Origin of the sequence: Chromobacterium alkanivorans, from assembly GCF_016937655.1 — a bacterium.
Taxonomy (GTDB): domain Bacteria; phylum Pseudomonadota; class Gammaproteobacteria; order Burkholderiales; family Chromobacteriaceae; genus Chromobacterium; species Chromobacterium alkanivorans.
Window position 1 is genome coordinate 24,054 of record NZ_JAFHKL010000011.1, and the last position, 20,827, is coordinate 44,880.

General features: G+C 66.1%; 19 protein-coding genes. 15 read left to right on the forward strand and 4 right to left on the reverse strand.

Going from position 1 to position 20,827, the window contains the following annotated elements; genetic code table 11:
* Positions 1–208 precede the first annotated feature (208 nt).
* The 3 genes from JW897_RS18525 to JW897_RS18535 all read right to left on the reverse strand — a co-directional run bounded on the left by JW897_RS18525 (position 209) and on the right by JW897_RS18535 (position 2,819).
* Positions 209–643: a hypothetical protein gene (locus JW897_RS18525; protein WP_205467224.1), complete on the reverse strand. Its 435-nt coding sequence runs from the start codon at positions 641–643 to the stop codon at positions 209–211.
* Positions 644–1,016: 373 nt separating this feature from the next.
* A complete protein-coding gene (locus tag JW897_RS18530) occupies positions 1,017–1,922 on the reverse strand; it encodes a hypothetical protein (protein ID WP_205467225.1) in 906 nt (301 codons plus the stop codon).
* Between the two features lie 117 nt (positions 1,923–2,039).
* Positions 2,040–2,819 (reverse strand): helix-turn-helix transcriptional regulator, encoded by a 780-nt coding sequence (locus JW897_RS18535; protein ID WP_205467226.1) that lies wholly within the window; start codon positions 2,817–2,819, stop codon positions 2,040–2,042.
* A gap of 170 nt (positions 2,820–2,989) precedes the next feature.
* Here JW897_RS18535 and leuC point away from each other — a divergent pair, with 170 nt between their 5' ends.
* From leuC to accD, 15 genes are all read left to right on the forward strand, one after another.
* Positions 2,990–4,396: a 3-isopropylmalate dehydratase large subunit gene (leuC, locus tag JW897_RS18540; protein ID WP_205467227.1), complete on the forward strand. Its 1,407-nt coding sequence runs from the start codon at positions 2,990–2,992 to the stop codon at positions 4,394–4,396.
* Positions 4,397–4,415: 19 nt separating this feature from the next.
* Entirely contained in the window at positions 4,416–4,553 is a 138-nt protein-coding gene (locus JW897_RS18545; RefSeq protein ID WP_081544472.1) for an entericidin A/B family lipoprotein, read from the forward strand.
* Between the two features lie 92 nt (positions 4,554–4,645).
* Complete coding sequence (gene leuD, locus JW897_RS18550; protein ID WP_205467228.1) at positions 4,646–5,284, forward strand: 3-isopropylmalate dehydratase small subunit; 639 nt, start codon at positions 4,646–4,648, stop codon at positions 5,282–5,284.
* Between the two features lie 23 nt (positions 5,285–5,307).
* Positions 5,308–6,087, forward strand: a complete 780-nt coding sequence (locus JW897_RS18555) for a class I SAM-dependent methyltransferase (RefSeq protein ID WP_205467229.1) — start codon at positions 5,308–5,310, stop codon at positions 6,085–6,087.
* On the forward strand, positions 6,084–6,395 hold the full coding sequence (locus tag JW897_RS18560; RefSeq protein WP_205467230.1) for a hypothetical protein: 312 nt from the start codon (positions 6,084–6,086) through the stop codon (positions 6,393–6,395). The genes JW897_RS18555 and JW897_RS18560 overlap by 4 nt, the downstream gene beginning before the upstream one ends.
* Before the next feature lie 13 nt (positions 6,396–6,408).
* The gene (gene leuB / locus JW897_RS18565; RefSeq protein ID WP_048412195.1) at positions 6,409–7,473 is read left to right on the forward strand and encodes a 3-isopropylmalate dehydrogenase; all 1,065 of its coding nucleotides are present in this window, start codon (positions 6,409–6,411) and stop codon (positions 7,471–7,473) included.
* A 192-nt stretch (positions 7,474–7,665) separates the two neighbouring features.
* Entirely contained in the window at positions 7,666–8,778 is a 1,113-nt protein-coding gene (gene asd, locus JW897_RS18570) for an aspartate-semialdehyde dehydrogenase (protein ID WP_205467231.1), read from the forward strand.
* A gap of 155 nt (positions 8,779–8,933) precedes the next feature.
* Positions 8,934–9,944 carry an aspartate-semialdehyde dehydrogenase gene (locus JW897_RS18575; RefSeq protein WP_048412193.1) on the forward strand — a complete coding sequence of 337 codons (1,011 nt, stop codon included), beginning with the start codon at positions 8,934–8,936 and terminating at the stop codon, positions 9,942–9,944.
* Between the two features lie 220 nt (positions 9,945–10,164).
* Positions 10,165–12,447, forward strand: coding sequence for a motility hub landmark protein FimV (locus tag JW897_RS18580; protein WP_338030580.1), 2,283 nt, complete (start codon positions 10,165–10,167; stop codon positions 12,445–12,447).
* A 305-nt stretch (positions 12,448–12,752) separates the two neighbouring features.
* Positions 12,753–15,260: a type IV pilus assembly protein FimV gene (locus JW897_RS18585; RefSeq protein ID WP_205467232.1), complete on the forward strand. Its 2,508-nt coding sequence runs from the start codon at positions 12,753–12,755 to the stop codon at positions 15,258–15,260.
* 229 nt (positions 15,261–15,489) lie between these two features.
* Entirely contained in the window at positions 15,490–16,281 is a 792-nt protein-coding gene (truA, locus tag JW897_RS18590; RefSeq protein WP_205467233.1) for a tRNA pseudouridine(38-40) synthase TruA, read from the forward strand.
* A 2-nt stretch (positions 16,282–16,283) separates the two neighbouring features.
* Complete coding sequence (locus JW897_RS18595; protein ID WP_205467234.1) at positions 16,284–16,913, forward strand: phosphoribosylanthranilate isomerase; 630 nt, start codon at positions 16,284–16,286, stop codon at positions 16,911–16,913.
* Positions 16,900–18,102 carry a tryptophan synthase subunit beta gene (trpB, locus tag JW897_RS18600; RefSeq protein WP_205467235.1) on the forward strand — a complete coding sequence of 401 codons (1,203 nt, stop codon included), beginning with the start codon at positions 16,900–16,902 and terminating at the stop codon, positions 18,100–18,102. The genes JW897_RS18595 and trpB overlap by 14 nt, the downstream gene beginning before the upstream one ends.
* A 9-nt stretch (positions 18,103–18,111) precedes the next feature.
* Positions 18,112–18,900: a tryptophan synthase subunit alpha gene (trpA, locus tag JW897_RS18605; RefSeq protein ID WP_205467236.1), complete on the forward strand. Its 789-nt coding sequence runs from the start codon at positions 18,112–18,114 to the stop codon at positions 18,898–18,900.
* Positions 18,901–18,974: 74 nt separating this feature from the next.
* Positions 18,975–19,844 carry an acetyl-CoA carboxylase, carboxyltransferase subunit beta gene (gene accD, locus JW897_RS18610; RefSeq protein ID WP_048412187.1) on the forward strand — a complete coding sequence of 290 codons (870 nt, stop codon included), beginning with the start codon at positions 18,975–18,977 and terminating at the stop codon, positions 19,842–19,844.
* Between the two features lie 48 nt (positions 19,845–19,892).
* On the opposite strand, the gene JW897_RS18615 is transcribed toward accD, so the two are convergent.
* Complete coding sequence (locus tag JW897_RS18615; RefSeq protein WP_205467237.1) at positions 19,893–20,651, reverse strand: substrate-binding periplasmic protein; 759 nt, start codon at positions 20,649–20,651, stop codon at positions 19,893–19,895.
* Between the last annotated feature and the right edge of the window lie 176 nt (positions 20,652–20,827).

The following is a 20,827-nucleotide window of genomic DNA, read 5'->3' on the forward strand; positions in this document are numbered from 1 at the left end:
GGGTGTGCGTTGAAAATGGCGTTCCTTTGAGTTCGCCATTTTTAATGTTGCGGCGATTGATTTTGTGAGGAAAATGTTGCTTTTGGGTTGTGTTTCTTGTGAGATATAAATCTTATGGTTTTGAGGTTTGAATGGCTGGGGTTAAGATTTTTTAATGGGTGGGAATTTGAAAGCGGCGCGCCAATCCGGCGCGCCGCTTTTTTACGCCTTAGCTATTGCGGCCGGGCGTTTTGCCTTCCAGCTCGGTTTTGGCGATTAGCGCGCGTTGCAGCGCGTGCACGCTGTCCACGTGCTGGAAGACGTCGCAGCGCAGCGCGCCCAGCACCATCAACTGCTCCGCGTAGTTGAAGAAGCCCACCCAATAGCCGCGGGCATGGTGAGGGTCGCGGAAGTCGATGTCGTAGGCGATCTTGCCGAGCAGGCCCTTGTTGTGGCGGTCCGGATTGTCTTTCAGGTATTGGGCCAGATGGGCGGCGCATTCGCGGCCGTAGGCGCAGGCGTCCACGTAGTCGTCGGCGGGCGGCATCTGCCAATGGTGGGGCTGGCCGCGTTGCGGCAGGTGGCGGACGAAGGGCAGCTGCGTGGCCTGGGTTTCGTGAGGCTTGGGCCGGTAATGACGGCGCGGGGGAAGTTCATGAGACATTTGCTATCTCCTTGAAGATGCTAAGTGACCCGTTGTCCGGTTCCAGTCGGGTGGCGGGAGCGAGATCACAGGCTGGAACTCCGGCTCTTCAAGAAACCGGTACGGCGTTGGCCGCACCTATGATCCGCCCCCGCCGTACTGGCGCGCGCGTCTCATCGGCATTGCCTGTTGCGGGCAATGCCTATTCTCAAAGAAACATGGGGTTCCAGTCCCAGTGCCGGATGTGGATCGGCACGCAGGCGATTGTGGCGGCGCGGGCGGGGCGGGTCAAGGGCGCGCGGCCGCCGAGTTTTGGGCTTGGGCTTGCGGCCAAGCCGCCCCGGTCCCAGCCGCCGGCGATGCGGTGGGCGCTGGGTGGGGCTTTAGGACTGGTTTAGTTGGCGCGCTTGCCCAGGGTGATCCGGCGTTGGGCGAAGGTTTCCCGGCTCAGGCGGATGGAGTCGTAATGACGGCGGCTGAGGCGGGTGCCGCCGGCGCGGCGCAGAGACAGCCCCAGCGTGTTCTGGTCATTGGCTTCGCGTTCGCCGGCAAAGGTCTGGGCGGCGGCCTGGCAAGCGGCTTGCCGGCGGGTGGCGGCCGGGTGCGCCTGGTAGGCGTTGCTGGCCTGCTCCAACGCTTTGCGCAGCAGTTGCGGTTTGGTCTGCTCCAGCGCGTCGGCTATTTGGTCCGCCGTGGCGTGTATCAGTTCCTGAAGCGCCTGTTGTTGCAGCGGGCGTTTATTGCTGCAGTCCAGCCCTGCCTGCTGGCTGAGTTGCTCCAGTTGCTGACTGAGGGTGCTGACACCGCCCTGGAGGAAGCGCTCGGCTTGTTGCGGGTGGAGCTGGGCGGCGGCGGCGATCATGGCTTCACGGTAAGTCTGGATCAGGGCTTTGGCGTCCGCACCGGGCGTCCTCGCCAGATCGCGGCGCACCATGTCTTCGGTGTGGGCGTCGATGAAGGCGTGCACTTCGCGGGCTTGGTGATTGTGCAGCAGTTGGCGCCAGGTATTGAGCGGTTGCTGGTTCAGCCAGTGGGCGAAGCGTTGCTGGGCGGGTTTGAACGCCGGGTCCACGCCGGCGGGCGCGGCGGTGGCGAAGCGGCGTCTGGCCTGGTTCAGCGCGCTGTCGTGGGCGCGGGAGCGGGCGGCGCTTGGGCTGGGCGCGGCGCGCAGCAGGGCGGCGTTGGCGTCGCTGTTCTGCGCGCGTTTGAGTTCGCCGGCCAGTGCGGTTTGCGGCGGGGTGTCCGGGTCCGCGGAACCACGCGGGTGAATGCAGCTGAGCAATAGGTCGGAAATTTTCATAAGCGCTCCTGAGGCGGTATGGGCGGCGTTTAGCGCCGCCTTTTTGTTGGTGCGGCGCAGTGTGCCCAAACCCGGGAGCGTTCAATATAAAGAAATGGCCATGTCCCCGGCATGAACTCAGAGCAGCATCACCAGCTTGTACTCCGGCGCCTGGGCCAGCTTGAGGGTGATCTGCTGGTGCTCGATGCGGCCGGCGCTGGGGTGGTGGAACACGCGGCTGCCGCCCTCGCGGCCCTGGACGTCCTGCTGTTGCCAGTATTGGCGGAATTCCGGGCTTTTCGCTTCCAGCTCCGCAATCATCGCGGCCATGGCGGGCTGATTCAACCGCGGGCTGAGATCGGCGCGCAACTCGGCGACGATGCGGCCGGCGCGTTCCGCCCATTGGTCGATGAAGCTGCGCGCTTCCGGTGCCAGGAAGATGAAGTCCAGCAGGCTGCGGCTGGAGTCCGGCCGGCCCAGCCAGTCGCGGAACAGCCTTTGGGCCGGCGGGTTCCAGGCCACGGCGCGCCATTCGGCGTCCAGCACGTAGGCCGGGGAGTCGATATGGGCGGTGGCCTGCTTTAACAGCGCCTTGGCCTGTTCGGACGGGCCGCGCCATTCCGGTTCCGGGTCTTTGAGGCCTGCCAGGTTGAACAGGTAGTCGCGCTCGGCGGCGGTCAGGCGCAGCGCCTCGGCCAGCCGGGCCAGGGTGGGCGCGGACACGGATTGGGTGCGGCCCTGTTCTATCCAGGTCAGCCAGGTGGTGCTGATGTCGCACAGCGCGGCCACTTCTTCGCGGCGCAGGCCTTTGGCGCGGCGGCGCTGGCCGGGTGGCAGGCCGGCTTGTTCAGGGCTCAGCCGTTCGCGGTGGGCGCGGATGAATTGGCCCAGCGGCGCGCTGTCTTTGCTGGCGGTCATGGGGGCAGGGCTCTGGGTATTAGTATCGCTACTAGTATAAGCAACTGGCTTGTTGCCGGGAAAGTTTGGCTCCAAGATAAGTCCACGGAACAAAGTCCTGTGGCCGATGCGCGGAAACCCGCGGCGTCGGCGGCAGTCTCAAGTTGAATAACCGGATTCGAGCAAACACCATGACCGCACAGACCTTGTACGACAAATTATGGAACAGCCATGTGGTGCGCCAGGAGGCGGACGGCACGGCCTTGCTGTACATCGACCGCCACCTGGTGCACGAGGTGACCAGCCCGCAGGCGTTCGAGGGGCTGAAGCTGGCGGGCCGCCCGCTGTGGCGCGTGGATTCGGTGGTGTCCACCGCGGACCACAACACGCCCACCGATCATTGGGACGAGGGCATCAAGGACCCGATCTCGCGCCAGCAGGTGGAAACGCTGGACGCCAATATCAAGGCCTTCGGCGCGCTGGCGTATTTCCCGTTCAAGGACAAGGGCCAGGGCATTGTGCACGTGATGGGGCCGGAGCAGGGCGCCACGCTGCCGGGCATGACGGTGGTGTGCGGCGACAGCCATACGTCCACTCACGGCGCTTTCGCCGCGCTGGCGCATGGCATCGGCACCTCCGAGGTGGAGCATGTGATGGCCACGCAGTGTCTGGTGGCCAAGAAATCCAAGAATATGCTGGTGCGGGTGGACGGCAAGCTGGGCCGCGGCATCACCGGCAAGGATGTGGCGCTGGCCATCATCGGCAAGATGGGCACCGCCGGCGGCACCGGCTATGCGATCGAGTTCGCCGGCGAGGCCATCGAGAGCCTGTCGATGGAAGGCCGCATGAGCTTGTGCAATATGGCGATCGAGGCCGGCGCGCGTTCGGGCATGGTGGCGGTGGATCAGAAGACCATCGATTATGTGAAGGGCCGGCCGTTCGCGCCCAAGGGCGAGCAGTGGGAGCAGGCGGTGGCGTATTGGCGCACCTTGCGTTCCGATCCGGGCGCGGCCTTCGACGCGGAAGTGGTGTTGCGCGCCGAGGAGATCCTGCCGCAGGTGACCTGGGGCACTTCGCCGGAGATGGTGGTGGATATCGACGGCGCGGTGCCGGACCCGGCGCGGGAAAGCGATCCGGTGAAGAAGAGCGGCATCGAGTGCGCGCTCAGCTATATGGGCTTGCAGGCCAACACCCCCATCCACGACATCGCGGTGGACATCGTGTTCATCGGCTCCTGTACCAATAGCCGCATCGAGGATTTGCGCGAGGCCGCCAGCGTGGCCAAGGGCCGCCACAAGGCCGCCAATGTGAAGCAGGTGCTGGTGGTGCCGGGTTCCGGCCTGGTGAAGGCGCAGGCGGAGGCCGAGGGCCTGGACCAGGTGTTCCTGGCCGCCGGTTTCGAGTGGCGAGAGCCGGGCTGCTCGATGTGCCTGGCGATGAACGCGGACCGCCTGTTGCCGGGCGAGCGCTGCGCGTCCACGTCCAACCGCAATTTCGAGGGCCGCCAGGGTCAGGGCGGCCGCACGCATCTGGTCAGCCCGGCGATGGCGGCGGCCGCCGCCGTCACCGGTCATTTCGTCGATGTGCGTTCGTTGTAACCGTTCCAAGGAGAGAATCATGCAAAAACTGCTGTTGTTGGTACTGGCCGCGCTGACCCTGAGCGCTTGCAATACGGTGAAGGGCGTGGGCCAGGACGTGTCCAAGGGCGGGCAGGCGATTGAAAACGCCGCCAAGGACGTGTCCAACAAAATGTGATGCGGCGGCCCGCCCCCGGCGTCAGCCGGGGCGGTTGTCTCCTCGCACTCTCTAATGAAGGCGGGCGCTAGCGCCCGGAAACGGCATTGACGATGAAAGCATTTACCACTCTGACCGGTTTGGCCTGTCCCTTGGACCGCGCCAATGTGGATACCGACGCCATCATTCCCAAGCAGTTCTTGAAATCGATCAAGCGCTCGGGCTTCGGCCCCAATCTGTTCGACGAATGGCGTTATCTGGACCACGGCGAGCCGGGCATGGACAACAGCAAGCGGCCGCTGAACCCGGACTTCGTGCTCAACCTGCCGCGCTATCAGGGCGCGCAGGTGTTGCTGGCGCGCGAGAACTTCGGCTGCGGCTCCAGCCGCGAGCACGCGCCGTGGGCGCTGGACGACCAGGGCTTCCGCGTGGTGATCGCGCCCAGCTTCGCCGACATCTTCTTCAACAACTGCTACAAGAACGGCCTGCTGCCCATCGTGCTGGCGGCGGACGCGGTGGATCAGCTGTTCCGCGAATGCGCGGCAGCCGAGGGCTATCAGCTGACGGTGGACCTGGCGGCGCAGACGGTGAGCACGCCGGCCGGGCAGCTGTTCTCCTTCGACATCACCGAACACCGCAAACATTGCCTGCTGGGCGGCCTGGACGAGATCGGCCTGACCTTGCGGCACGCGGACGAGATCAAGGCTTTCGAAGCCAAGCGCCGCGGCGAGCAGCCGTGGCTGTTCGCCTGAACGACGGGAGCGGAGGAGGCTGGATGAGCACGCTACAGCAGGGCGGTCACGGACATAGACAGCACGTCGAGCAGCAGTTCGGCGGCCAGGCCGCCGCCTATCTGAGCAGCCAGGTGCATGCGGAAGGCGCGGAGTTTGCCGAATTGCGCCAAGCGGCGGCGGAGCATGGCGCGGCGCGGGTGCTGGACCTGGGCTGCGGCGCCGGTCATGTCGGCTTCCAGGTGGCGGGGGCGGCGCGGGAAGTGGTGGCTTACGATTTGTCGGCCGCCATGTTGGAGGTGGTGGCGGCGGAAGCGGCCCGGCGCGGGCTGGACAATCTGAGCACGCGCCAGGGCGCAGCGGAGCGCCTGCCCTTCGCCGACGGCGACTTCGACCTGGTGTTCAGCCGCTATTCCGCCCACCACTGGAGCGACGTTGGCCTGGCGCTGCGCGAGGCGCGGCGGGTGTTGAAGCCGGGCGGTCGGCTGGCGCTGATAGACGTGATGTCGCCGGGGCAGCCCTTGCTGGACACGCATTTGCAGGCGGTGGAAGTGTTACGTGACTCCAGCCATGTGCGCAATTACAGCGCTGGCGAATGGCTGACGATGCTGGCCGAGGCCGGCTTCGCGGTAGACAGCCTGCGCCGTCAGCGGCTGCGGCTGGCCTTCGACGCCTGGACCGCGCGCATGCGCACGCCGCCGGAGATGGCTGCTGCCATCCGCCTGCTGCAACAGCGGATGGGCAGCGAGGTGCGCGATTACTTCACCATTGAGGCGGACGGCAGCTTCAGTTCCGACGTGATGGTGCTGTGGGCCAGAACATGAGCGCCGCCCGCGGCGAGGACCGGCGTGGCGCGATGGCCTGGCTGCATCGCCATCCCTGCTGGGCTTTCGTGCTGCTGGGCTTGAGCTTTCTGGTGTTCGGCGCGGGCACGGTCAATCTGGCGCTGTTGTTGCAATTGAATTTCAAGCTGTGGCTGGACGCCGGTTGGCAGGCGGCGATGGACGGCGCGCTGCGCCAGTTGCTGGAACTGCTGGCGTCCGGTTATGCCGCGATGGCGGCTTATATCGTATTCAAATGTTGCGAGCGGGCGCTGGTTGAGCGGCTGACCCGGCGCGGTCATCAAGACTGAAAAGGAAAACACCATGAAAATCGCCATTCTGCCGGGTGACGGCATCGGTCCGGAAATCATCGCCCAGGCGCAACGCGTGCTGGAAGTGCTGCGCAAGGACGGCCTGCCGATCGAAACCGAGCAGGCGCCCTTGGGCGGGGCAGGCTACGACGCCTTTGGCCAGCCGTATCCGGAATTCACCCAGAAGCTGTGCCGCGAATCCGACGCGGTGTTGCTGGGCGCGGTGGGCGGCCCGGCCTACGACAAGCTGGAGCGTCCGCTGCGGCCGGAGCGCGGCCTGCTGGCCATCCGCAAGGATTTGAACCTGTTCGCCAACCTGCGCCCGGCCATCCTGTACCCGGAGCTGGCCAATGCTTCCACGCTGAAGCCCGAGGTGGTGTCCGGCCTGGACATCATGATTGTGCGGGAGCTGACCGGCGACATTTACTTCGGCCAGCCGCGCGGCATTGCCGTCAACGAGCTGGGAGAGCGCGAGGCCTACAACACCATGCGCTACAGCGAGGGCGAGGTGCGCCGCATCGCCCATGTCGCCTTCGGCATCGCGATGAAGCGCGACAAGCGCTTGTGCTCGGTGGACAAGGCCAATGTGCTGGAAACCACCGAGTTCTGGAAAGAGGTGATGATAGACGTGGCCAAGGAGTATCCGCAGGTGGAGTTGTCCCATATGTACGTGGACAACGCGGCGATGCAGCTGGTGCGCAATCCCAAGCAGTTCGACGTGATGGTGACCGGCAATATCTTCGGCGACATCCTGTCGGACGAGGCCTCGATGCTGACCGGCTCCATCGGCATGCTGCCGTCGGCCTCGCTGGACGAAAACAACAAGGGCTTGTACGAGCCCTCGCACGGCTCGGCGCCGGACATCGCCGGCCAGAACCTGGCCAATCCGCTGGCCACCATCTTGTCCGCGGCGATGATGCTGCGCTACACCTTCGGCCTGGAAGACGCGGCGCTGCGGGTGGAAAACGCGGTGAAGACCGTGCTGGCGCGCGGCCTGCGCACCGCCGACATCCACGAGGCCGGCTGCGAAAAAGTCAGCTGCTCGGCGATGGGGGATGCGGTGGTGTCGGCGCTGTAAGATGGCTCCAAGCCTGGACGGATCGCTTGGCCGGAGCCTGGCGAACCGTCTGTTCTGATTTGAATACAATAAAAACGAAATACCCCATTGCCTGACGCTTTCCCGCGCTGCACAATGGGGTGACAACATTACAGCAGCCCGCCGCGCAGGCGGGCGCGACGATTTGACAGACAGATACCAGGAGAAACCCCAGTGAGAGTAGGTTTTGTTGGCTGGCGCGGCATGGTGGGTTCCGTGCTGATGCAGCGCATGCGCGAAGAGAACGATTTTGCGGTGATCGCCGAGCCGGTGTTCTTCACCACCTCCAATGTGGGCGGCAAAGCCCCCGACATCGGCCGCGACACCCCGGCGCTGAAAGACGCGAAGGACATCGCCGAACTCAAGTCCATGGACGTGATCGTCACCTGCCAGGGGGGCGATTACACCAATGCCGTCTATCCGCAGCTGCGCGCCGCCGGCTGGAACGGTTACTGGGTGGACGCGGCTTCCGCGCTGCGCATGGAAGACAAGGCCATCATCATCCTGGATCCGGTCAACAAGGCGGTGATCGAGCAGGGCCTGGCTCGCGGCGTCAAGGACTACGTCGGCGGCAACTGTACCGTGTCGCTGATGCTGATGGCGCTGGGCGGTTTGTTCCAGAACGATCTGGTGGAGTGGGCCACCTCCATGACCTACCAGGCCGCCTCCGGCGCCGGCGCTCAGAATATGCGCGAACTGCTGTCCGGCATGGGCGCGATCAACGCCCAGGTGTCCGGCCTGCTGGCGGACCCGGCTTCCGCCATCCTCGACATCGACCGCAGAGTGTCGGACTTCCTGCGCGCGGACGATTTCCCCAGCCAGAACTTCGGCGTGCCGCTGGCCGGCAGCCTGATTCCGTGGATAGACAAGGACCTGGGCAACGGTCAGTCCAAGGAAGAATGGAAGGGCGGCGTGGAAACCAACAAGATCCTGGGCCGCTCCGCCAATCCGGTGCCGGTGGACGGCTTGTGCGTGCGCGTGGGCGCGATGCGCTGCCACAGCCAGGCCTTGACCATCAAGCTCAAGCGCGACGTGCCGCTGGACGAGATCGAAGCCATGCTGGCCGCCGCCAATCCCTGGGCCAAGGTGGTGCCCAACACCCGCGAGGCCTCGATGGCCGAGCTGACCCCGGCGGCGGTGACCGGCACGCTGGCCACGCCGGTGGGGCGTCTGCGCAAGATGGCGATGGGCGGCGAATACCTGTCCGCCTTCACCGTGGGCGACCAACTGTTGTGGGGCGCGGCCGAGCCGCTGCGCCGCATGTTGCGTATCCTGATCGAGCGCTGACAGGGTAGAATGGCGGCAGCCTGGGGCCCGCTTTGACGGGTTCCTACTGCCTAGCCGCGCGCCAAGCGCGCGGCGATGCGAACAAGGGCACTGAGACGTGCCCTTTTTTTGCGCGCGGTATTCTGTTTGAAATGATTGATTGAGAAAGTAAAGCGATGTCGAATTCTATTCAGCTTGCCGTTGTCGGCGCCACCGGCCTGGTGGGCCAGGCCGTGTTGGAACTGCTGGCCCAGCGCCAGTTGCCGGTGTCCCGCGTCTTCGCCGTGGACGCGGCGGACAAGGAAGGGGAAACCGCCGCCTACGGCAACCTGGAGCTGGACGTGCATCCCATCGACGGTTTCTCCTTTGAAAACGTGGCGCTGGCCATCTTCGCCGCCGGCAGCGAACTGGCGCGCGAATACGCGCCGCAGGCGCGCGCGGCCGGCGCGGCGGTGGTGGACTTCAGCTCCGCCTTCCGCGAAGACGACAGCGTGCCGCTGGTGATTCCCGCCATCAACGGCGCGCTGCTGGCGGACGCCGGCGAAGCCGCGCTGGCCGCGGTGCCCAATTGCACGGTGACGCCGCTGGCGCTGGCGCTGGCGGCGCTGCGTCCGCTGGGCTTGCAGCGCGTTTCGGTGGCCACCTATCAATCGGTGTCCGGCAGCGGCCAGGCGGCGATGGAGGAACTGGCGGACCAGACCACGGCGCTGTTCTCCCAGCGCGAGGCCGAAAGCCGGGTCTACGACAAGCGCATCGCCTTCAACGTGTTGCCGCAGATCGGCGCGCTGGACGCCGACGGCGTATCCGAAGAGGAGCGCTCGCTGGAGCGCGAACTGACGCGGCTGTTGGCGCTGCCGCAGCTGCAAGTGGAGGCCACTTGCGTGCGGGTGCCGGTGTTCTTCGGCCACGCCTGGGCGGTGAACGCGGCATTCGAACATGAATTTGACATGGAGCAAGCGCGCAAACGCCTGCTTGCGGCAGGCTTGCAAGTGGTGGCCGCGGACAAGCTGGGCGGCTATGTGACGCCGATGGAAGCCACCGGCAACGAGGCGGTGTGGGTCAGCCGCTTGCGCGGCAAGGGCCGGACGCTGAGTTTCTGGCTGGCTGCCGACAATGTGAAAGCGGGCGCGGCGCTCAATTGCGTGAATATCGCCGAAACCCTGTTAAGGCAGAATGGCTTGATCTGATTTCAGCTGTTTGGCTGAAGCCGCGCGCGGCGCGGACAGAGGGCGGCATTCGCGAGAGTGCCGCCCTGTTTCATGGCGGCGGCGGAAATCGCGCGCAAACGGCGTCATTATGAAATCTAGCTAAAAACAGCGGCAGGGCCTAAGATTGCAACAGTTACCGTCTGCGCCCGCTGGGGCCAGCGCAAATAAAATCAAGATAAACCGTGCCGGAAGGTTGACAGTGACACATCAGGCAAAAATCAGAATCGGCGTTCTGGCGGTGGCTTTGGCCTGCTCCGCCAGCGCCTGGGCAGGGCTGGGGAAAATCAACGTCAGGTCCAATCTGGGCGAGCCGTTTCGCGCCGATATCGAATTGACCGGGGTGCGGGCGGCGGAGCTGGAAAGCGCCAGAATAGGGCTGGCCGGGGCGGACACGTTCCAGGATTTGAATGTCGATTACGCCACGGTGTTGTCCTCGCTGCGCTTCAGCGTGGCGCCCAGCTCGCGCGGAGCGATGATACGCATCAGTTCTTCCGGGCCGATCAACGATCCCTATCTGCGCTTCGTGGTGGAGGCCAAGACCTCCTCCGGCCGCGCGGTGCGCGAATACACGGTGCTGCTGGATCCCAGCAACTACTCGATGGCCTCGCCGTCCTCCAATATCGTGCAGGACGTGCCCAGTTACGCCGACAACAATCTGTCCAGCCGCTATCGCGGCAACGCCGCGCCCATCGCGCGGCCGCAGCCCGGCATTCTCAAAGTGAAGTCCGGCTCCACCCTGCGCGGCCTGGCCGGCAAGGTGCGCCCGCGCGGCGCCACGCTGGACCAGACCATGGCCGCTCTGGCCCAGGCCAATCCGGACGCTTTCGTCGACGGCGACGTCAGCCGCCTCAAGCTGGGCGCGGTGCTGAAAGTGCCGACCAGCCGCAAGATCAAATCCCTGAGCGCCGCTCAGGTGGCCAGCATCCTGGGCGGCCAGCCCGCGGCGCCGGCGGGCGAAGCCAAGGCCGGCTCCGATGTGCTGAAGCTGGTGCCCAGCGAAGCGGGCGGCGGCAAGCTGACCGATCTTGAACAGCAAGTGGCGGCCCGCGAGCAGGCGCTGAAGAACGCGGAAGCGCGCATCAGCGCGCTGGAGGAGCAACTGAAGGCCCTGCAGGCGGGCAAGCCCTTGCCGGCGGCCAGTCCCAGTTCCGCTCCGGCCGCGGCGGCGGCCGAGCCCGCCAGCGCTCCCGCGCACGCCGCCAGCGCGCCGGCCCCGGCGCCCGCGGCCAAGCCCGCTCCGGCGGAACACAAACCCGCGGCCAAGCCGGCGGCGCCGCCTCCGCCGCCTCCCGAGCCTTCGCTGCTGGACAAAATCATCGACCACCTGCCGCTGGTGGGCGGCGGCGTGGCCGGCGTGGGCCTGTTGGGCGCGCTGGGTCTGCTGCTGGCGCGCCGGCGCAAGGGCGGCAAGCCCTTGTCGCTGTCCGCCAACAATACCAGCGCCGCCTTGAGCCGCGGCGCGTCTTCCGGCATGGAACCGCCGTCGGTGGGCGGCGGCCATTCCTTCATGAGCAATTTCACCCAGGCGGCCGGCGCCATCGACGCGGCCGAGGTCGATCCGGTGGCGGAAGCCGAGGTCTACATCGCCTACGGCCGCGACGTTCAGGCCGAGGACATCCTCAAGGACGCGCTGGCCAAAGATCCGTCGCGCCAGGAGGTGAGGCTGAAGCTGATGGAAATCTACGCGGCGCGGCCGGACGTCGCCAGCTTTGAAAAGCTGGCGCGGGAAATGCACGCCACCTTCGACGGCCATGGGCCGATATGGGCCAAGGCCGCGGCGATGGGGCGCTCCATAGACCCGACCAACTCGCTCTATCTGTCGGACGGCGAGGGCGAGGACATCGAGGCCGCGCCCGCGCCGGCGTCCAATCCGGGCGGCATCGATCTGGACAAGGAGCTGTTCGGCGAGTCCGAGCCGGCGGCGGCGCCGGAGCCGGATCTTCCGTTCGAACCGGCCGCCGCGCCGGAAGCGGCCGCGCCGCAGGACGACCCCTTGGCCGCCTTGTTCGACGAGCCCCAGGGCGAGGCGGAGAAGAAGGCGGAAGAAGCCAATCTGCTCAACTTCGATCTGGACGCGGAGATGACGCCGCCGGCGGAGGAAGCCAAGGCGGAGGCCGCGCCAGCGGCGCCGGCGGAAAACAATTTGCTGGACTTCGACTTCAACCTGGAAGGCATGGCGGCGGAAGCGCCGGCGGCCGCCGAAGCGCCGGCCTCGCCGGCTGCCCAGCCGGCAGGGTTCGAGTCCCTGTACGAGGACATGCTGGCGGAGACGCCGGCCGCCGAAGCGGAGGCTCCGGCGGCGCAGGCCGAAGGCATGTCGGTGCTGGACGATCCGCTGGCCACCAAGCTGGATCTGGCCAAGGTCTACCTGGACATGGGGGACCGCGACGGGGCCAAAGAGGTGTTGCAGGACCTGATCGCGGAGGCGCAAGGCCCGCTCAAGGCCGAGGCCGAGGCCTTGCTGGCCACGATCAGCGCCTGAGCGGCAGGCAGAGACGATGCGCGGCGGGATGGGGCGACTCCTCCCGCCGCTTGACGATCCGGCGCCGCCGCGTGGTTTTTAGGCGAAAAACAGGTCAATGTGTGGCTTTTTTGGCCATCTGTAGGATGCAATGAGGCGCGGATGCTCGATTTATCTTCGCTAAGTGGCTGTTGTGTTGTTTCGTTGCAATAATTAAAACGTTATAAGAGCCTGTTTACGATCCGGTCGCCAGCCTTGGTGAGCGGCGACGCGACGGCTTCGAAGAATGAGGGTGGGGAAATTCGTTCATGTCTTTCAAGACACGCATGAGTCAAATCGCGTCGCTGCTGGCCGGTCTGGGCCTGGCGGCGGCCGCTACGGCCGGCTTGGGGCCGATCCGGGTGTTGTCCGCCGATGGAGAGCCTTTCCTGGCGGAGATCCCTGTGGTGGACGAGGAGCCTTCCGACAATGTGCTGGTGGGGCTGGCCGACCGCAACCGTTATCCGCTGCTGTCCACGTACAGCAATTCCGCCGGCAGCCTGCAGTTCTCCATTGTCCGCAAGCCGGACGGCAATGTTCAGAAAATCCAAGTCAAGGGCGCCGCCAGCTATCCGGAGCCGCTGCTGCGTTTCGCCGTGGATCTGAGCTGGCCGGCGGGCCGGCTGGTGCGCGAGTTCGAGGTGGACTATCGCCGCGACGGGCCGCGCAACAAGCCCGCTCCGGCGCGGGAGGAGGGCAAGAAGCCGCTGGCCGGCGTCGATGTCTCGCCGCGGCTGGATTCGCTGGGGCTGAGCGACGCCCGATTGCGTTCGCGTCTGGGCGAGCCCTTGCTGTTGGAGCTGACCTTGCAGGGCAGCGCCCTGGATCAGGCGGAGCCGCCGCGTCTGGCCTTGTTCGCGGTGGCGGCCCAGGGGGAGCCCAGCGCTCAGCAGATGCGCTTGGTGGCCTCCATCGTGCCTCATGTCGAAAAAGTGGCCAAAGGCCGCTTCAATGTGCAGCTGCGCACCGAGCAGCCGGTGACGGAGCCGATGCTGGCCTTCCGGCTGGAAGTGGCGGCGGGCAAGCTCAAGGCGCAGAAAAACTATTCGGTGTTGTTGGACCCCCATTCGGCGGTCAAACCGGCTTCCGCCGCCAAAACGCAGGGTTTGAAAGTGTATCGGGTGCTGAAAGGCGACACCCTGTCCGGCATCGCCAGCCGCGTGCGCGGTGGCGGCGAGGCGGGCGCGGTGGCGCAGCAGTTGCTCGAGGACAATCCCGAGGCCTTTATCTCCGGCGACGCCAATCGCCTGCGCGCCGGCGTGGCCCTGGAGTACCCGGCGGAATGGCAATTGCGCGGGCAGGGCGTTGTCCGGGCCGCGGAGCCAAAGCGGCCGGCCGCGTCGCCCGAGGCTCACGTGGTTCAGAAAAACGCGCCGCCTGAAAGCAAACCCCAGGCGCGCGCGCCGCAGGAACATCAGCCTCCGGCGCAGAAGCCGCCGGAACGCAAGCCGCCGGAGGCCGCGAGGCCGGAGCACAAACCGCAGGAGCACAAGCAGCCGGAACCCAAAGCGCAGGAACACAAGCCTATAGAGGCCGCGCCGACGGCCAAACCAGCCGCGCCGCTCCAGCCGGCGCATCCGCCTGTCGCCAAAGAGGCGTCCAAACCGGCTCCGGCCGGAGAAACCACGCGGCCAGCGGCCGCGCCGTCGCAGCAGGAGCGGAATTTGCAGCAGATGCTGCAGCGGCAGGACCAAGCCTTGCAGCAAGCCGAACAGCGAGCCAAGGCGCTGGAACAGAAAATCCAGGATTACCAGCGTCAGGCGGCGGCCAAGGCCGCCGCTCCCGCGCCGGCACCGGCGGAAAGAGAGCCCGGACCCGAGGCCGCGCCGGAGCCCAAGGTCGAGACCAAGCCGGAGCCTAAGCCGGAACCCAAGGTGGCGGCGGTCAGTTCTATGCCGGTCGCGGCGGCCTCTGCGCCGCAGGCGGCGATGCCGGAGCCCGCTGAGAAGCCGCACGCCGAACCCGCCGCGCCGCATGAGCCGCCGGCGGCCAAGCCCGCCGAAGGCCATGCCCCGCCGGCCACGACGGCGGCCGATAGCTGGACGGACGAATTGGGCGCGATCTTGTCCGACGAGTCGATGCGCTGGAAGCTGGGCGGCGCGGCGGCGGCGCTGGGCCTGGTGGCCCTGCTGCTGGCGCGGCGCAAGCGCAAGGGCGGCGGCAAGGTCGAGCCCGCCGCGCCGGCCTTGAGCGGCACGGCCACCGGCGCTTCGATGCTGGGACCGTTGACGACCTTGATGAGCTCCTTGAAGAAGGGCGACGGCATCGATTTGTCCTCGGTGGACCGGGTGGCGGAGGCCGATGTCTACCTGGCCTACGGCCGCGACGACCAGGCGCTGGAAATCCTGCGCGAAGGACTGGCTCACGAGCCGATGCGGCAGGATCTGCGCTACAAACTGCTGGAAGTGCTGTCCACTCAGCAGGACAAGCAGATGTTCATCGCCGAGGCCACCACCGCCAAGGGCGTGTTCGGCAAGGACAGCACCTTATGGATGAGGGTGTGCGAGATCGGCCAGACCGTCGCGCCCGGCCACCCGCTGTTCGCCCAGGCCAAGCCCGAACCGGCGGCGGAAGCGCCGGCGCAGCCGCCCGCGGCGGTCGAGCCTGCGGCCGCCCCCGCGCCAGCGCCAGCGCCTGCGGCAGCGGCGCCAGTAGCCGCACCGCCTGCGCCCGCCGCTCCTGCGCCGGCGGCCGCGGCGAGCCCGGACGAGGAGAAGATGGAGTTGGCCAAGCTGTATCTGGAGATGGGCGACAAGGAAACCGCGGACGCCTTGATGAAGGAGGCGGGCCGCTAAGGCGTCCGTCGCGCACGCGAAAGAGGAAGGGGCCGGCGCGCTTGACGCGAGCCGGCCCCTTTGTTTTGCGTCGAAGGCGTCTTATGCCGTGGTTGGCCGCTTTTCTCGTGCGTTCGCAGCAAACGTCATCGTTTGGTCATGGCGCAAACCGGGCAGGATAAGGTAGAGTGAGTGCTTTATTGCTGAAACGACGCGGCGGGCCGCGTCGGTGTATGAAGAAGGTGTGGGCATGAGGATAGCGCTCGGCATCGAGTATGACGGTCGGGCGTTCGCCGGCTGGCAGACTCAGCCGCATGGCAATACGGTGCAGGACAGATTGAATCAGGCGATCGCGCAGATCGCCGGCGCGGCCGACATCGGCACCGTGGCCGCGGGCAGGACCGACGCCGGCGTGCACGCGGCGATGCAGGTGGTGCATTTCGACAGCCCGGCGCAGCGGCCGCCGAACGCCTGGGTGCGCGGCGTCAACGCCTTGCTGCCGCCGGAGGTGGCGGTGGTGTGGGCGCGCGAGGTGCCGGAAGATTTCCACGCCCGTTTTTCGGCGTTTTCCCGCAGTTACAGCTATTTCCTGCTGACCAGTCCGGTGCGGCCCTGTCTGCTGGCCGGCAAGATGGGCTGGTTTCATCAAGCGCTGGACGTGGCGGCGATGCGGGAAGCGGCCGCCCATTTGCTGGGGCGGCATGATTTTTCCAGTTTCCGCGCTTCGGAATGCCAGGCCAAATCGCCGCTCAAGGATTTGCAGCGGCTGGACATCAGCGAGCAGGACGGCCTGATCCGCTTCGATCTGCTGGCGGACGCTTTTCTGCACCATATGGTGCGCAATATCGTCGGCGCGCTGGTTTACGTCGGCAAGGGCGCTTTGCGCGCCGAGGACATGGCGGGCTTGCTGGCGGCGCGAGACCGCACCTTCGCGCCGCCCACCTTCATGCCGGACGGCTTGTACCTGACCGGCGTGGGCTACCCGGAAACATACGATTTGCCGTCGCAGGCGGACGCCGCGCGACTGGCCTTGTGGAGATAAGCGTGGGCGGCACGACCCGAATCAAGATTTGCGGCATTACCCGGCCGGAAGACGGCGCCGAGGCCGCGCGGCTGGGCGCCGACGCCATCGGCCTGGTGTTTTACGCCAAAAGCCCGCGCCATGTCGGCATCGAGCAGGCGCGCGCGGTGATCGCGGCGCTGCCGCCCTTCGTCAGCGTGGTGGCCTTGTTCGTCAATCCGGAGCCGGACTACGTGCGAGAAGTGCTGGCGGCATGCGCGATCGACATGCTGCAGTTCCACGGCGAGGAAGACGCGGCCTTTTGCCGTTCCTTCCAGCGGCCTTATTTGAAAGCGGTGCGGGTGAGGCCGGGCATGGACCTGGCCGAGATCGCCGCGCAATATCCGGACGCGCGCGCGGTGCTGACCGACGCCTTCGTCGAAGGCGCGCACGGGGGCACCGGCGCCACCTTCGACTGGAGCTTGCTGCCGAAGGCCTTGCCTCTGCCGCTGATTTTGTCCGGTGGCCTGGACGAACGCAATGTGGCGGCGGCGGTGGCGCAGGTGCGCCCGGCCGCGGTCGACGTCTCCAGCGGTGTGGAGGCGTCCAAAGGAATCAAAGATGTCGCCAGAATGGCGGCATTCATATCAGGAGTTAGACATGGATCGTTATGACCTGCCGGACGCCCAGGGCCATTTTGGCCCGCATGGCGGCGTCTATGTCGCCGAAACCTTGATGGCGGCGCTGGACGAGCTGAAAAACGAGTACGCTCGCGTCAAGGCCGACCCGTCGTTCTGGGAAGAATTCCGCCACGAGCTCAAGCACTACGTTGGCCGCCCCAGCCCGGTTTACCACGCCAAGCGCTGGTCCGAGCAACTGGGCGGCGCGCAGATTTACTTGAAGCGCGAAGATCTGAACCACACCGGCGCGCACAAGATCAACAACGCCATCGGCCAGGCGCTGCTGGCGCGACGTATGGGCAAGAAGCGGGTGATCGCCGAAACCGGCGCCGGCCAACACGGCGTGGCCTCCGCCACCGTGGCGGCGCGCTACGGCATGGAGTGCGTGGTGTATATGGGCGCCGAGGACATCAAGCGCCAGTCGCCCAATGTGTTCCGCATGAAGTTGCTGGGCGCCACCGTGGTGCCGGTGGAGTCCGGCTCCAAGACGCTGAAGGACGCGCTGAACGAGGCGATGCGCGACTGGGTGACCAATATCGACAGCACCTTCTACATCCTGGGCACCGCGGCCGGCCCGCACCCCTATCCGATGCTGGTGCGCGATTTCGTGTCGGTAATTGGTGAAGAGGCCAAGGTGCAGATGCCGGAAGTCATCGGCCGGCAGCCGGATGTGGTGGTGGCTTGCGTCGGCGGCGGCTCCAACGCCATCGGCATGTTCTATCCGTACATCGGCGTGGACGGCGTGCGCATGGTCGGCGTCGAGGCCGGCGGCCTGGGCCTGGCCTCCGGCAAGCACGCGGCGCCGATTTCCGGCGGCGCGCCGCTGGGCGTGCTGCACGGCGCCAAGAGCTATCTGATGCAGGACGAGAACGGTCAGGTGGTGGAAACCCATTCGGTGTCCGCCGGCCTGGATTATCCGGGCGTGGGGCCTGAGCACAGCTATCTGAAGGACATCGGCCGCGCGGACTACGTGGCGATCAACGACGACGAGGCTTTGCGCGCCTTCCACGACTGCTGTCACTTCGAGGGCATCATCCCGGCGCTGGAGTCCAGCCACGCGCTGGCCTGGGCCGTCAAGGAAGCGCCGAAAATGGCCAAGGACCAGGTGATTCTGGTCAATCTGTCCGGCCGCGGCGACAAGGACATCAACACCGTGGCCGGCCTCGCCGGCATCACCCTGTAAGGAGGCGCTATGTCACGTATCGCCCAATGTTTCGAAGCGCTGGCCGGCGGCAAGGCGCTGATTCCCTTCATCACCGCCGGCGATCCGTCGCCGCAGCTGACCGTGTCGCTGATGCACGGCCTGGTGGAGGGCGGCGCCGACATCATCGAGCTGGGGGTGCCGTTTTCCGATCCGATGGCCGACGGCCCGGTGATTCAGCGCGCCTCCGAGCGCGCGCTGGTCCACAAAGTGGGTTTGCGCCAGGTGCTGCAGCTGGTGGCGGAGTTCCGCCGCGACAACGACCGCACCCCGGTGGTGCTGATGGGCTATCTGAACCCGGTGTTCGCCATGGGCTACCAGGACTTCGCCGCCGCGGCCAAGGCCGCCGGCGTCGACGGGGTGCTGACCGTGGACAGCCCGCCGGAGGAATCCGCCGATCTGTCGGCGGCCTTGATCGCCAACGGCCTGGATCCGGTGTTCCTGATCGCGCCCACCACGCCGCCGCAACGTGTGGCGGAAATCGCCAAACTGGCGCGCGGATACGTCTATTATGTGTCTCTGAAGGGGGTGACCGGCGCCGGGCATCTGGACATTGACGACGTAGCGCGTAAAATTGCTGCCCTTAGAGAATATTTGACCGTACCGATCGGCGTCGGCTTTGGCATTCGCGACGGCGCGACCGCCAAGGCTATCTCCGCCGCCGCTGACGCGGTGGTGGTGGGCAGCCGTTTGGTGCAGGAAATTGAGGCGGCGACACCCGAAACCGCCAAAGAGCGGTTAACCCGTCTGGTGGCCGAACTGAAGGCCGCCATCCGATAGAACACTGCGGGGGCTCAGCCCCCGTTTTACTGTGCCCGCCGTTTGGCGGCGGGCCCAAGAATCAAGGAGTCAGCATGAGCTGGTTGAACAAGCTCCTGCCGCCGAAGATCAAGCGCGACAACCGCGCCGACAAACCTTCCGCGGTACCGGAGGGGCTTTGGAGCAAGTGCCCGGAATGCGAAGCCGTGTTGTATTACACCGATCTGGAGAGCAATCTGCAGGTGTGTCCCAAGTGTAATCACCACCACCCGCTGACCGCGCGCGAACGTCTGAACCTGCTGCTGGACGAAGAAGGCCGTCGCGAGCTGGGCGAAGAGGTCAAGCCGGTGGATATCCTGAAGTTCAAGGATAGCAAGAAGTACCCGGACCGCCTGACCGCCGCCAAGGGCGACACCGGCGAGGACGACGCGCTGGTGGTGATGCAGGGCAGCATCGAATCGATGCCGGTGGTGGTGGCCGCGTTTGAATTCAAATTCATCGGCGGCTCCATGGGCTCGGTGGTGGGCGAGCGCTTCGTGCGCGGCGTGCGCGCCGCGGTGGAAGCCAAGGCGCCCTTCGTCTGCGTGGCCGCTTCCGGCGGCGCGCGGATGCAGGAGGGTCTGAACTCGCTGATGCAGATGGCCAAGACCAGCGCCGCCTTGCAGCTGCTGACCGACGCCAAACTGCCGTTCATCTCGGTACTGACCGATCCGACCATGGGCGGCGTGTCCGCTTCCTTCGCCTTCCTGGGCGACGTGGTGCTGGCCGAGCCCAAGGCGCGCATCGGCTTCGCCGGCGCGCGCGTGATCGAGCAGACTGTGCGCGAAACGCTGCCGGAAGGCTTCCAGCGCGCCGAGTTCCTGCTGAGCAAGGGCGCGGTGGACATGGTGGTGGACCGTCGCGAACTGAAGCGCAAGCTGGCGGAGTTGAGCGCCTTGCTGATGAAGGAGCCGGCGCCGGTCTGATCCGTCAAGACCCGGTGCCAACAAAAGCCGCCATTTCTGGCGGCTTTTTCATTTGGCGCGGCAGGCCTGCACCGCGCGGTTGAATTGCGACAGGAACTGCGGCGATTCGCGGGCGAGGAAGGCTTTGCCGAAGTAGACGCCGAAGGGCAGGCTTTGCGCCAGCTCGCTGCGCAGCTGTTCCTGCACGCCCATCTTGACGATCAGCGCGTCCACCACGTAGGCGTTGCCGAGAATGGCGTCGACGCGGCGGTTCAGCAGCATTTTCACCAGTTGCTCGCTATTGGGCGGGGTGGAGGTGAGCTGGTAGCCGTGTTCGCGCAGCCAGTCGTCCATATTGGAGCCGTTGAAGGCGGCGGTGCGGCCCTGGCGCTTGAAGTCGTTGCTGGTGGGGGTCTGCGGATTGTCCTTCAGCAGATACCAGCGTCGCTCGTAGGGCAGGATGGGCGCGGACAGCACCGCGTAGCCGTCGCGCTCCGCCGAAGGCGTGGCGGTGAAGAAGGCGTCGGCCTGCTGGTGCTGCACCTGCCATTGCGCGCGCGGCCAGGGCAGGAAGGCGATGGAGTAGGGGCGCTGCAGTTGCTTGAGCGCGCATTGCACCACTTGCACCGCCAGGCCGTCGGCGTCGCCGTCGTCCTTGCGGAAGGACAGCGGCGCTTGCTGGTGAGTGTTGAGCCGGATGGGCGCTTCCGCGGCCGCTGCGCCGGCGAGCAGCAGGCCGGCGAGCAGAACGAGCCGGATGGGCGACAGGCGGGCGTGGCGACGGGGGAGGCGGAACGCGGTCTTGCTCAAAAAATGGGCGGCAGTCATTTGTGTTTTGCAATCATGGAGTTGCCGGTTTTATCCACATGCTGTCACCAGATTTGCCCATTGGCAAGGTGGGAAAGTTCCCGGGTTTTGCCTTTTTTATAAGCGTAAGAGGCAAGTGGCTAATTGCAAAAGTTTTTTTGGCGTCCAGCCGGGGTTATCCACAAAGTTATCCGGCG